3 protein-coding genes are annotated in these 14,871 nt (G+C 40.8%); all 3 read left to right on the top strand.

Annotated features, from left to right (window positions below; all coding sequences use genetic code 11):
- Positions 1-137: 137 nt before the first annotated feature.
- On the top strand, positions 138-1,418 hold the full coding sequence (gene ectB, locus NLX82_RS00015) for a diaminobutyrate--2-oxoglutarate transaminase (protein WP_025719505.1): 1,281 nt from the start codon (positions 138-140) through the stop codon (positions 1,416-1,418).
- Positions 1,411-10,050 (top strand): non-ribosomal peptide synthetase/type I polyketide synthase, encoded by an 8,640-nt coding sequence (locus NLX82_RS00010; RefSeq protein ID WP_254347383.1) that lies wholly within the window; start codon positions 1,411-1,413, stop codon positions 10,048-10,050. Before ectB ends, NLX82_RS00010 begins: the two co-directional genes overlap by 8 nt.
- A 42-nt stretch (positions 10,051-10,092) precedes the next feature.
- Positions 10,093-14,871 (top strand): non-ribosomal peptide synthetase (locus tag NLX82_RS00005; RefSeq protein ID WP_254347382.1); only part of this gene is annotated, 4,779 nt, incomplete at its 3' end.

Below are 14,871 nucleotides of genomic sequence, written 5' to 3'. Positions count from 1 at the left end.
AGTGGGCGGGGGAGGACAAAGGCAACGATGCACATCCACCACAAGCCGGGAGAGAACATGGATGTGGATTGGGCCGGAAAAATAAACTGAAGTTAGTGTTTAAACACTAACTTCAGTTTAAGGGAGGAATTATGAGTATGGAAATTTTTGAGCAGTATGAATCCAACGTAAGAGCATATTGTAGAAACTTCTACGATGTGTTTGACCGGGCTAAAGGTGCACTGATTTATTCAGAATCCGGAAAGAAATTTGTTGATTTTTTTGCAGGAGCAGGAGCTTTAAATTATGGACATAACAACGAATACATCAAACAAAAGATACTCGCTTATCTTGAATCGGACAGTATTACTCATGGGCTTGATATGTACACAAAAGCGAAACGTGAATTTATCGAAAAATTCTCGCAGATCATATTGGAACCCCGAAAGTTAAACTATAAAATTCAATTTTGCGGGCCTACAGGTACAAACGCTGTAGAAGCATCGCTGAAGCTTGCCCGAAAGATCACTAAACGGACTGGTATATTTGCGTTTATGGGAGGATTTCACGGAATGTCGCTGGGGAGTCTGGCTGTTACCAGCAACATTCAGAAAAGATCTTCCTCCGGCATAGCATTATCCGATGTTACCTTTTTCCCATACTCCGAGAGTCCAATTGACTCATTCGATACTATTGAATACATGGAAGCCGTTCTAAACGACGGTCACTCGGGAATCGAAAAACCGGCGGCTATTATATTTGAAACCATTCAGGCGGAAGGCGGCGTAAATATAGCTTCACCCGAATGGATGCTCAGGCTGAGGGAACTTAGCGACAGACACGGTATTCTACTGATTTGCGATGACATTCAGGTTGGCTGCGGACGCACCGGACCGTTCTTTTCATTTGAACGTGCCGGGATGATCCCTGATATTGTACTGCTTTCCAAGTCAATCAGCGGGTATGGCCTTCCCATGTCTATTCTGCTGATGAAACCGGAACTTGATGTCTGGAAGCCTGGTGAGCATAACGGTACGTTCCGGGGAAACCAGCTTGCTTTCATTGGAGCTACAGCTGCGTTGGAATATTGGGAAATGAATAATTTGGAACAGTCTGTGAAATATAAGGAAGCATTTGTAAGAGAATATTTAACCAAGCAGATTTTGTCATTACATAAGGGCCTGACCATTCGGGGTGCAGGTTTGATTTGGGGTATTGATTTTTCCAATGTGGAGGATGAGCGAATCACGCAAAAAGTAGTAGAGGAATGTTACCAAAACGGTTTAATCATCGAAAGCGCAGGAAGAAAAGACAGTGTTATAAAACTTATGCCTCCGTTAACCATCGAGCTTGAACTTTTGCAGCAGGGTTGTTCAATTATCAGACAAGCTATTCAAGAGAATATAAATAAAGTATTGGAGGTCGAAAGTTATGGATAAAATCGCCATTATAGGAATAGGATGCCGTTTGCCAGGAGGAATAAGGGGGCCTGAGGAGTTCTGGGAAGCATTGACTGCGGGAAAAGATATGACTTCCGATTTACCCGAAGGCCGCTGGGATTTAGAAAAGTTTTATGATCCTGACAAATCAAAGCCAGGCAAGCATTACACCTGTCATGGTGGATTTTTAGATAAAATAGATGAGTTTGACCCTTTGTTTTTTGGTATTTCTCCAAGGGAAGCGGCCTTTCTTGATCCACAGCAAAGACTGATGCTGGAGACATCATGGGAAGCAATGGAAGATGGAGGCTTGGATCCGGCCAAGCTAGCAGGAACCAATACCGGTGTCTTTGTAGCGGGCTTCACCCTTGACTATCAAGCAATACAATTTAAAAACGAATCGGTTGAAAGTTTAGATACACATTCGGCAACGGGTATGATGATGACAATGTTGTCCAACAGGATTTCATATATATATGATTTCAGAGGTCCAAGTTTGTCTGTAGATACAGCGTGTTCGGGCTCTTTGGTTGCAACACACCTTGCATGCGGGAGTTTATTGAATAATGAATGTAATCTCGCAATAGCAGGCGGAGTAAGTGTTATAGCTACACCTGAGTATACCATAGCGGAAAGTAAGGGTGGTTTTTTATCTCCCGATGGACGGTGCAAAACTTTCGATTCCAGTGCAAACGGTTATGCAAGAGGAGAAGGAGCCGGCGTTGTGGTTTTAAAACGCCTGTCAGATGCTATCGAAGACGGAGATAGGATTTATGCCGTAATAAGTGGATCGGGTGTAAACCAGGACGGCCACACAGACGGGATTACTGTTCCAAACGGGCAGGCTCAGGAAAACTTAATGAAGGAGGTATACAAAAAGGCAGGAATATCACCTTCAGATATAACATATATTGAAGCTCACGGCACCGGCACTCCGGTTGGAGACCCTATTGAGGCTAATGCAATAGCACGAGTGGTTTCAACAGACAGGCCAAAAGATAAAAAGTGTATTGTCGGATCTGTTAAGACAAACATTGCCCACCTTGAGGCCGCTGCAGGAGTTGCCGCACTGATAAAAGCTTCACTAATCATAAAGCATAAGCAAATACCTCCACATCTGCACTTTAAGAATCCAAACCCTAAAATTCCCTTTGACGATTTATGTATACGAATTCCTCAGACCCTGGAGCCTTTGCCGCAACCCGCATTGGTTGGCATAAATTCATTCGGTTTTGGAGGAACAAATGCCCATATCCTCTTGGAGGAAGCTACAGATCTCCAAAAAGAGGGTACTCCTGAAGTTAATGTAAATACCGGATGGCCATATATGATTCCCATATCTGCGCGCTCAGAAAAGGCGCTAAAAAACTATGCGCAAAAGTATGTTGATTTTATTAATGGAAGTGGAGAAAGTATTTCTTTATATGATATTGGAAGCATGATGAGCAAAAAGCGCACCCATCATGACTATAGACTAGCGGTTTCGGCATCTTCAAAGGAAGAACTTGCAGGAAACCTGGAAGCGTATATTAAAGGACAAGCACGCCAGGGGATGTCTGCGGGAAATGTTGAGGCAGGAAAGTACAATAAAGCTGTTTTTGTATATACAGGTATGGGGCCCATATGGTGGGCTATGGGTAGACAGCTCCTTGAAAAAGACCCTGTGTTTAGAAATATGATAGAAAAATGCGATAAACTTACACGTCAGTATGCTGGATGGTCTCTACTGGAGGAACTTCTCGCCGATGAGGAGAATTCACGTCTGGACCAGCCCCAGTTTGCTCAACCTGCCAATTTTGCTGTTCAGGTGGGTTTGACTGAAGTATGGAAATCCTTGGGTATTATACCCCATGCGGTGGTAGGACACAGTGTTGGAGAAGTGGCTTCTACATATGTTGCAGGAATTTACAGCCTTGAAGATGCCATGTTGGTAAGTATTCACAGAAGCCGTGCACAGCAAAAAGCAGTAAACAAGGGCACAATGCTGGCGGTAGGTTTACCAGAAAAAGAAGTTGTGGCCCTGCTGGATGAGAACATAAAAGGTGTTTCAATGGCAGCAATCAATAGCCCAAATTCGGTAACTTTGTCAGGTGATCCTGATGCCCTTGAGCAGATCCAAAAACAGTTGCAGGATAAGGGGGTTTTTGCGCGGCTTTTAAAGGTCAATGTAGCGTATCACAGTTACCAAATGGAACCATATGAGCAGGAGCTATTGGAGGCATTAAAAGGAATAAAGTCCCAGCCTGCCGGGATACCGATATATTCCACGGTTACAGGGAAAATGCTGACGGGTACAGAGTGTGATGGACATTACTGGTATAAAAATGTAAGAGAGCCGGTACGTTTTGAAGCAGCAATGTATGAAATGATTTCGTTGAATTATAACTTATTTATTGAGGTGGGCCCTCACCCTGTTTTAGCAGCTTCTATTTCTGATTGTCTGTCAGCTAAAAACGTTGAAGGTAAGAAGTTGTTCTCTATAAAAAGAAATGAAAACGAACAGGTTTCAATACTGGAGAACTTAGGGAATCTATATGCACTGGGATACCCTATAGATTGGAACAAGATTTACCGGTACCAAGGTGAGTTTGTAAGTCTCCCTCTTTATCCATGGCAATGGGATAAATACTGGATGGAAACGCAGGAATCAAGTGAATTTAGGCAGGGAAAAAATAAGCACAAGTTTTTAGGACGCCGTTTGAAAACTTCCAGCCCTATATGGGAGATTGAACTTAATACTACCTATATGACGTATCTTTCTGATCATAAAATACAAGGTATAGAAGTTTTCCCCGGAGCAGGGTATGTAGAGCTGGGAATGGCTTGTGCCAGAAGCTATTTTGGAGAGGGTTTTTATACAGTTGAAGATATAAAGTTTGAAAATGCTTTATTTTTAAATCAAGGAGTATCACCTGTGGTGCAGGTGGTTTTGGATCCAAAAACCGCAAAATTCGAGATTTCAAGCAGGATACCGGGACAAGATAAGACTTGGACATGCAATGCATCCGGCACAATAAGAAAACGGCAAAACATAAAGATCACTGCTAAAGATGAGTTGATTCAAATACTTGGCAATTGTACCAAAGAATACGGAAAAGAAGTATGTTATAAAACCTTCTATCAAATGGGTTTCCATTATGGTCCTTATTTCCAAGGTATAGACAAGATATGGAAAGGTGATAACGAAGCTCTTGGCAGGATCGAGATCCCTAAAATACTGGAGATTGATAGCTCTATCTACGGTCTTCACCCGGCGGTATTGGACGCCTGTTTCCAGGTTACCATTGCGGCAGTTGCACCACTTAATGAAGATGAAAATAACGAAGGCCAATCATTCCTACCTGTAGGAATAGACAGGGTGCAGCTTTATGGAAGGCCGGAGCCTGTCATGCTTTGTCATACGCAGATGGTAGATAGGAAAGATAATAATTTGAACGCCAACATCCGTCTATATAGTGAGGACGGAAATCTAATCGCCGAAATACTGGGCATAAGAACTAAGGAACTTGGAAATAGTGGAGGGTCTGATGCTGGAAGAGTTAAGGATTATCTTTATGAGATAAACTGGGAGCTTCTAAAAAGTGAAGAAGTTGATACCCGCACAGCTGCTGCTAACTCTGGAGCATGGCTTATTTTTGTGGATCATAAAGCAGCAGGAAAAGAACTGGCAAATCTCCTTGAAAAAAGGGGAGAAGAATGCTTTATGGTATATCCTGGTGAGAATTTTGGTTGGCAGTATGAAGAGCGTGAGATATATATAAACCCTCGAAGCATTGAGGATCTTAGAGCGTTGTTTGATGAATTCTCAAAAATTAAAACGAAGCTAACAGGTATTGTATATATGTGGAGCCTCAATATCCTTGAGATCCAGGAAGTTAGTAATACAGCTATAGAAAAAGCTTGTTTTGAAAACCTGTTTGTATTAAAACACCTGGTACAAGCAACCACAAATCTGGGATTAAATTTTAAGCTGTGGGTTATTACAAGAGGAGCCCAAATGATCAACAGGGCTACTCCAAATTCTGCATTCTTACAGTCGTTGGTATGGGGCCTTGGCACCGTCATAGGTTACCATGAGTTGCCTTCAAATTGGGGAGGCCTTGTAGACCTTGACATAGAGGCTAATGCGGGTGAAATGGAAATGCTGTTAAAAGAAGTCTTAGGTAATGGAGAGAACCAAATTGCTTTCCGTAATGGGAATAGACTTGCAGCAAGAATCGATAAACTGCGGATTGATATGCAGCATCAAGTACCCGTACATCTTCGCCCCGATGGAAGTTATGTTATTACAGGTGCTTTTGGTGGCATAGGTATGATTACAGCCCAGTGGATGGTTGCCAAGGGAGCAAGACATCTGGTACTGCTTGGACGCGGAGAATTTCCAAAACGTTCTGAATGGAACAATGTAGAGCCAGGCAGCAGCCTTGCAGAGAGGATTGAGTTTGTTCGTAAGCTGGAGTCCCAGGGGGCAACAGTATATATTGGATCAGTGGATGTAACTGATGAGGAAAAGCTTGCTGGATTTTTTAAAGATTTTGATAAGGAAGAAAGGCCTCCTATTCGAGGTGTTGTACATTCTGCTGGTATTACGGATGATCAATTTCTTGAGGTTAGTAAAGATGAGACTTTTTATAGGGTCCTTTCGCCTAAGGTAAATGGTGCATGGAACCTTCACCGTATGACAGAGGGACGGCCTATTGACTTCTTTATTTTATTTTCTTCAGTTGCTTCTGTATTTGGTTCACCAGGCCAGGGAGCATATGCAACTGGGAATGCCTTTTTGGACTCACTTGCACATTACCGTTTATCGAGAGGACTTCCTGCACTGAGTATCAATTGGGGACCATGGTCAGAGGTTGGAATGGCTGCAAGGTTTATGGAACGTGATCCGGAGTATTATATACAAAAATCCATAGAATCTGTAACGGTAGAAAAGGGAATTAGGGCTATGGAGCACCTTGTTGGAGAAGCTGTTGCACAGTCTGTGGTTCTACCTATACTCTCGTGGCAAACGTTTGGGGAAAAATGGTTCTCACCCATGAGTTCTCCACATGTGCTTAAAACTCTTTTGCAAGATGAGTCAGGACAACAAAAGAATATAAATAAATCAAAGGTGGATGTTGATATCCTGGAGGATATTATTTCATCTCCAATACAGAGCAGGCAGAATATCGTTGAAATGCATATTAAAACAATAGTAGCGAAGGTTTTGCGTTATAATCCTGAGGATCTAAGTACCAAACAACCACTAACTGTTTTTGGGATGGATTCATTAATGGCCACCGAAATAAAAAACAGGATGGAGGTTGCCTTTAAAACACCTGTTTCCATAGTAGAACTTCTTAAGGGTTCCAGCATATACGATCTTTCCGAGCAAATGATATCAAAGCTATACGAATCGGGAAAGATTTCAGAACAGGATTCCCTAAATATGGGTAAGGCTGAGCTTGAAAGAATACCTAAAGTTTCTGAAAAAGAGTACTATGAAACCTCATCTGCACAAAAGATGATGTATATCATTAATAATCTTGAGGGTAACAACATTGGGTATAACATACCTGTGGGAATTTTATTTGAAGGTGGGATTGAAAGGGTTGCCCTTGGGGAAGCATTAAAAACATTGATACAAAGGCATGAAGCATTTAGGACATCCTTTGAGATGATTGATGGGGAGCTTGTGCAAAGGATACAAGATGAAGTTGATTTTACTATAGAATATTTTGAGTCTGAGGAAGACGGAGTAGAGAAAATAATCGATGAATTTGTAAGACCGTTCGATTTAAGCAAAGCACCCTTAATAAGAGTAGGTCTTATAGAAATCCATGCTAGCAGGCAAATACTTTTGCTTGATGTACATCATATAGTCTCGGATGGAACTTCAATAATCAGGACTTTTGATGAAATAGTTTCTATATTAAGTGGTGAAAGCCTTCCGGCAATGGAGGTGCAATATAAGGATTTTGCCCAGTGGCAGAATGGCTTGTTTAGCACTGAGGTTTACAAAAAGCAGGAAGAATACTGGCTTAATAGGTTCAAGGGTGAAATTCCTATCCTTGATATGCCTACAGATTATCCTAGGCCTGTCCTTCAAAGCTTTGAAGGAAATAGGTTGCTATTTGATTTAGACAGTCATTTGATGGATAAATTAAATGTACTTTCCTCCCAAACAGGAGCCACCGTGTATATGATACTTCTTGCGGCATTAAATACACTAATGTATAAATACTCAGGACAGGAAGACATAATTATTGGTACTCCTATAGCGGCAAGAACTCATTTTGATACTGAAAGAATACTGGGGATGTTTATAAATACCCTGGCATTAAGGAATTTCCCAGAGGGAAATAAGGCCTTTACTGAGTTCTTGGAAGAAGTAAAAGAAAGCTCCTTAGAAGCATATGAAAATCAGGAATACAGGTTTGATCAGTTTGTGACAAAACTTAACGTAAAGAGAGATTCAAGCAGAAATCCTTTATTTACTGTTATGTTTAATATTGTTCCTTCTGATGAGCATATTATGGAACATCGTGGTGAATTAAAGTATTCCAAATATCCGGTTGAAAGTAAAACATCAAAATTTGACCTAACATTCCAGTTGATACCAGATGGTCATAATATAATATTATGGATGGAATATGCTACACGTCTGTTTAAGAAGGAGACGGTAGAAAGGCTTGTTCAGCATTACTTTAATATCCTTGAAGAGATAACCTCAAACCCTGAAAAAAAACTATCAGAAATCAATATGTTATCCCAAGAAGAAAAGGAGCGAATAATATACGGCTTTAACGATACGAAGGTTGAATTTGAACATCACCTGACGGTACACCACCTGTTTGAGCAGCAGACGAAAGTACGTCCAGACAATATAGCAGTAGCGTATGAAGGCCGTAGATTTACATATGGCCAGATCAACCAAAGGGCAAACAGGATAGCAAGGTACATGCTAAAGGCTGGCACTGGTAGAGAAGAAGCCGTAGTTGTCATGCTGGAGAGGGGACCCTTATTTGTAGAATCGGTACTTGGTATATGGAAAGCAGGGGGGGCTTACATACCTGTAAATCCAAAATACCCTACACAAAGGGTGCTTGATATATTTAAGGAATCTAAAGCTGCCTATGTGTTGACCTTATCAGATTATGTGACCCAGCAGCTTAGTGAGAACTATAAAGGCCGAATTATATACCTTGACCAGTGTGAAAAAGAGATTGAGGCTGAAAGTGGCGAAAACCTAGATCTAGATATAGACATAAATAGTTTGGCCTATGTTATATATACATCTGGTTCAACTGGTGTACCAAAGGGAGCTATGATAGAGCATCTTGGCATGATAAACCACATCCATGCGGAAATAAAGGAACTTTGTATAACTAACAACAGCATAATATCCCAGAACTCGCCTCAATACTTTGATGTATCTGTATGGCAGTTCTTTGCAGCCCTAACCATAGGAGCTCAAATTATCATCTATCCAGATGAAATAGTAAAGGATGTTGCAAGGTTTACGAATCGGATCATAGAAGATGGCATAACGGTCCTTGAGGTGGTACCTTCATACCTTGCTTTAATGCTTGAGTATGTGGAAAATACAGGGAATAAACCGGAAAAACTTCATTACTTGCTGATAACGGGAGAAACCGTAAAATCCGGCATAGTAAGGAAATGGTTTGACCTATGTCCAAATACTAAAGTAGTTAATGCCTACGGACCTGCAGAGGCAGCGGACGATATTACTCTATATACTATGGAAGCTGCTCATGAAGGAGAGAACATTCCTGTAGGCAAGCCTATACAAAATATGAATCTATATATAACAGATAAAAACATGAACCTGTGCCCTATCGGAGTAAAAGGAGAGATCTGCGTCTCTGGAACAGGTGTAGGAAGGGGTTATTTAAATGACCCTGAAAAAACAGCCCATGTATTCCTTGAAGATCCTTTCAGAGAAGAAAAGGGGATAAGGCTGTACAAAACAGGAGACCTGGGAAGATGGCTGCCTGACGGGAATATCGAATTCCTGGGCAGAATAGACCATCAGGTTAAGATCCGCGGATACCGAATAGAGCTTGGAGAAATAGAAGCTCAGCTTCTAAAACATTCTTCAATAAAAGAAGTTGTGGCAGCAACAAGGGAAGACCCCCAAGGGAACAAGTACATCTGTGCATATATAGTTGGAGAAAGTGAATTGACAATACCGGAATTAAGGGAGTATCTCTCCAAAGATCTGCCAGACTACATGATCCCTTCATATTTTGTACAGTTGGAAAAACTGCCTTTATCAGCGAATGGCAAGGTAGATAGAAATGCCCTGCCTGCCCCTGATGGAAATATTAATACAGGGGTAGACTATGCTGCACCATTCGGTGAAATTGAGGAGAAGCTTGTACTGATATGGAGCCAAATCCTTGGAGTCCAGAAGATTGGAGTAAATGATAACTTCTTTGAATTAGGAGGAGACTCATTAAAGGCAACCAATCTTGTATCAAGGGTTCATAAAGAATTTGACATAGAATTTGCATTAAAAGAAGTGTTTATGGGTCCTACAATTTCGGCAATAGCAAAAAGTATTAAAAATAGACTTAACGATACAGTGGAAATCGAAGAAATTTTAAGCATGATTGAAAATCTATAAATAGGAATTAAAAGAGATGAAATAGAGAAGAGGGACGAAGTTATGGATAATTTGATGAAAAGAATAGAATCTCTTTCTCCAGAAAAAAGAAAGCTATTTGAGACGATGCTAAAAGAAAAAGGAAAAGATGTTTCAAAATATACGCCAAATGCCTTTTCTGGAATACCTTCTGCCAGAGAGCAGGAATTTTACCCTATGTCATCTGCCCAGAAAAGGCTGTATATACTAAACGAGCTTGAAGGAGCAGGTACTGCATATAACATGCCAGGCGTCGTACTGCTGGAAGGAAACATTGATGCAGTACGCTTCGAACAGGCATTCAAGGAGCTAGTAAAAAGACATGAGGCTCTGCGCACATCATTTCATATGGTTGAGGGTGAACCAGTACAAAAGGTTCATGATTACGTGGATTTCAGTATTACGTACCTGGAACTGGATGAAGAAAAAGCAGCAGAAATAGTCAAAGAATTCATAACGCCCTTTGATCTTAGCCAAGTTCCATTACTGAGAGTAGGACTTGTAAAAACGAACGAAGACAGGCGTGTTATGATGTTTGACATGCACCACATAGTATCAGATGGTATATCAGTCAATATACTTATGAGTGAGTTTTTGGATTTGTACCAAGGGAAGACCCTTTTGCCACTACGGATACAGTACAAGGATTTTTCTGTATGGCAGAAGGAGATGTTTGCCGGAGACTCAATAAAGAAGCAGGAAGAATACTGGCTCCAGACATTTAAGGGTGATATACCGGTACTGGATATGCCTACTGACTATCCAAGACCGGCGGTACAAAGTTTTGAAGGAGATGCTGTAAGCTTTGAAATAAACCCTGAACTTTCAGTCAAACTAAATAAGCTTGCAACAGATAATGGAGCTACCTTATACATGGTACTGATGGCTGCATATAACGTACTCCTGTCCAGATACACTGGACAGGAAGACATCATAGTTGGAAGTCCTGTAGCCGGAAGGCCCCATGCTGACCTGCAGGGTATCATTGGTATGTTTATAAATACCTTGGCCATAAGGAACTATCCTGAGGGAGAAAAGACCTTCGTCCAATTCTTGCAGGAAGTAAGGGAAAATGCGTTTTTGGCTTTTGAAAATCAGAACTACCAGTTTGAAGAACTTGTAGAAAAACTTAATCTCATGAGGGACATGAGCAGGAATCCTCTTTTTGACACTATGTTTGCACTGCGCACTTCAAACAAGACAGAATTTGCAGCATCGGGTATAAACTTCAAACAATACAACAACTGGCTGGAAGGCAGAAAGGCAAAATTTGACCTTATGCTTGAAGTGGTAGAGGGTCAAGAAGGTATAACATTTAACCTTGAATATTGTACCAGGCTGTTTAAGAAGGAGACAATAAAAAGGTTTGGAACCCATTACATTACCGTTCTTGAAGAGATAACGGCATGCCCTGAAAAAAGGTTGTGGGAAATTGATGTACTGTTACAGGAAGAAAAACAGCAAATCCTATATACCTTTAACGCTACAGAGGCACAGTATCCTAAAAACAAGACTATCCATCAGCTTTTTGAAGAGCAGGCAGAGAAGAACCCTGATCATGTAGCTGTGGTATTTGAGGGTAAAAAGCTTACATTTAGTGAACTCAATAAAAAATCAAATGGGTTGGCCCATGTATTAAGGGCTAAAGGAGTCAAACCGGACAGTATCGTAGGTATTCTGGCAGAACGCTCACTTGAGATGATAGTAGCAATCCTAGGGGTATTAAAAGCAGGAGGGGCATATCTTCCCATAGATCCAGATTATCCTGAGGAAAGAATAAGTCATATGCTGGAAGACAGCCGGGCAGTGATCCTGTTGACCCAATCACATTTTATAGACAAATATACATCAATAGGTACAGTAATAAATTTAGAAGATGAGCAGGAATATTCAGATGAACAATATAACTTATCGGAGGTAAATAAACCTTCCGATCTAGCTTACTTAATATATACCTCAGGCTCTACAGGTAAACCCAAAGGGGCAATGATAGAGCATAGAAACATAGTAAGGCTGTTATTTAACAGTAAAATGCAGTTTGATTTTAACGAAAATGATGTATGGACTATGTTTCATTCTATGAGTTTCGATTTTTCCGTATGGGAGATGTACGGGGCGTTGTTATATGGGGGCAGATTGGTGGTAGTTCCTAAAATGACAGCACGCAGCAATGTAGAGTATCTGAGACTTCTAAGGAATGAGAAGGTGACCGTATTAAATCAGACACCTTCAGCCTTCTATAATATAGCCAATGAAGAAGTATCATATGAAGAAAAAGAACTTAAGATAAGATATGTCATATTCGGAGGGGAAGCATTAAAGCCTGCATTGTTGAAGGAATGGAGAAAGAAGTACCCGCAGACTAGACTCATCAATATGTATGGAATAACCGAGACAACAGTGCATGTCACATATAAAGAGATAGAAGAGGAAGAAATTAGATCTAATGTGAGCAGCATAGGAAGGCCTATACCAACCCTTACAACATATGTAATGGATAAGAACATGAAAGTTGTTCCCATTGGAGTAGCCGGAGAGCTTTGTGTAGGAGGAGACGGAGTTTGCAGAGGATATCTTGGAAGACCGGAGCTTACAAAGGAAAAGTTCGTTCAAAATCCGTACAAGCCGGAAGAGAGGTTATATAGATCTGGAGACCTGGTCCGGTTATTATCTGATGGAGAAATGGAATACCTGGGTAGAATAGACCACCAGGTAAAGATAAGAGGCTTTAGGATAGAGCTTGGTGAAATAGAAGCACAACTGCTAAAGCATCCTTCAATTGAGGAATCTTTGGTGATTGCAAAGGAAGACCATCAGGGCAGTAAATACCTGTGTGCATATATAGCGGGAGAAAATGAGCTGACAATATCAGAACTAAGGGAGCATCTCTTAAAAGAACTGCCCGAATACATGGTACCATCATACTTTGTGCAGCTTGAAAAAATGCCATTGACAGCTAATGGCAAGATAGACAGGAAGGCATTGCCTGAACCCGAAGGTAATATAAATACGGGAATAGAGTATGAAGCGCCTATAGGCGAATTTGAAGAGAAGCTTGCACTGATTTGGCAAGACATCCTTGGAATTAAGAAGATAGGAAGAAATGACAACTTCTTTATGTTAGGTGGACACTCTTTAAAGGCTACAAGCCTTGTAGCGAGAATTCACAAAGAGTTCAATATAGACATGCCTCTTAAGGAAATATTTAAGGCTCCAATTATAGCGGAAATAGCAAGGTATATGAAGGAAGCAAAGGAGAGTATATATCAATCCATCCAAACTGCTAAAGAGATGGAATACTACCCTATGTCATCAGCCCAAAGAAGGCTGTATATATTAAATCAGTTTGAAGGAGCAGGGACAGCATACAATATGCCAGGCAGCTTGCTGGTTGAAGGCAGTATTGATCTGGAGCTTTTTCAGAAGACCTTCCAACAGCTTATAAATAGGCATGAGACCCTTCGAACATCTTTCCATTTCATAGAGGGTGAACCCGTCCAGAAGATCAATGATCCTGTGGGTTTTAGTGTAGTGTATCTAGAATCTGACGAAGAAAAAGTGGGGGAAATCGTAAAAGAATTTATAAAGCCGTTTGATCTTGGAATTGCTCCGCTGCTAAGAGTAGGCCTTGTGAAAACGGGAAAAGACAAGCATGTCATGATGTTTGACATGCACCATATCATATCTGACGGTACGTCCATGGATATACTGGTACATGAGTTCATGGATATGTATGGAGGAAATAACCCTTCTTCCCTCCGTATACAGTACAAGGACTATTCTGTTTGGCAGAAGGAACTATTTGCTGGGGACAAAATAAAGAAGCAGGAGGAATACTGGCTCCAGGAATTTAATGGAGAAATTCCTGTGCTGAATATGCCAGTAGATTACCAAAGGCCTGCGGTTCAAAGCTTTGACGGAGGTTTTATCCGTTTTGAAGCAGGCAGTGAGCTTACGGGAAAACTTATTAAGCTTGCAAGGGATAATGGGGCTACTCTTTACATGACATTGCTTGCTTCATACAACATACTGCTGTCTAAGTATACGGGGCAGGAAGATATTATAGTGGGAAGCCCTATAGCTGGAAGACCTCATACAGATTTACAAGACATAATAGGTATGTTTGTAAATACTTTAGCCATGAGGAACTATCCCCAGGGAGAAAAGACCTTTGCTGAGTTTCTAAAGGAAGTAAGGGAAAACTCTATAAGGGCTTATGAAAATCAGGACTACCAGTTTGAAGAACTGGTGGAAAAGCTTAATGTAAAGAGGGATATGAGCAGGAATCCTCTTTTTGATACTATGTTTGTATTGCAAAATACCGGCTCATCAGAATTGAAGATAGATAGGCTTAAGTTTATACCCTATACAAATGAATTTAGAATATCCAAATTTGACTTGACATTAAATGCTCGGGAAACCCAGGAAGGTATTGCATTTGATTTGGAATATGCCACAAGGCTGTTCAAGAAAGAGACTGTAGAAAGGTTTGCAGCCCATTACCTTAATGTTCTGGAAGAGATAACGGTTTATCCTGGAAAAAGGTTGTCAGAAATTGATATGCTTTCACAGGAAGAAAAGCAGAAAATACTATATGACTTTAACGATACAAAGGTCCGGTATCCTAAGGATAAGACTATACATCAACTGTTTGAAGAGCAGGTAGAAAAGACACCCAATAATATTGCTGTAGTGTTTGAAGATAAACAGCTGACTTATAAGGAAGTAAACGAAAAGGCAAACCAACTGGCCAGAAAATTAAGAGAAAAGGGAATAAAACCTGATAGTGTAGTGGGAATTATG

It is taken from the genome of Paenibacillus sp. A3M_27_13 (genome assembly GCF_024213315.1).
GTDB classification, from domain to species: domain Bacteria; phylum Bacillota; class Bacilli; order Paenibacillales; family Paenibacillaceae; genus Paenibacillus; species Paenibacillus polymyxa_B.
Note: the sequence above shows the minus strand (reverse complement) of the source record. Positions and strands in the feature narration are given on the sequence as shown.

What these genes read in the sequence shown, in the direction of transcription:
- ectB (WP_025719505.1), top strand. Translation starts at nt 138, where the DNA reads ATGGAAATTTTTGAGCAGTATGAATCCAACGTAAGAGCATATTGTAGA.
- NLX82_RS00010 (WP_254347383.1), top strand. Translation starts at nt 1,411, where the DNA reads ATGGATAAAATCGCCATTATAGGAATAGGATGCCGTTTGCCAGGAGGA.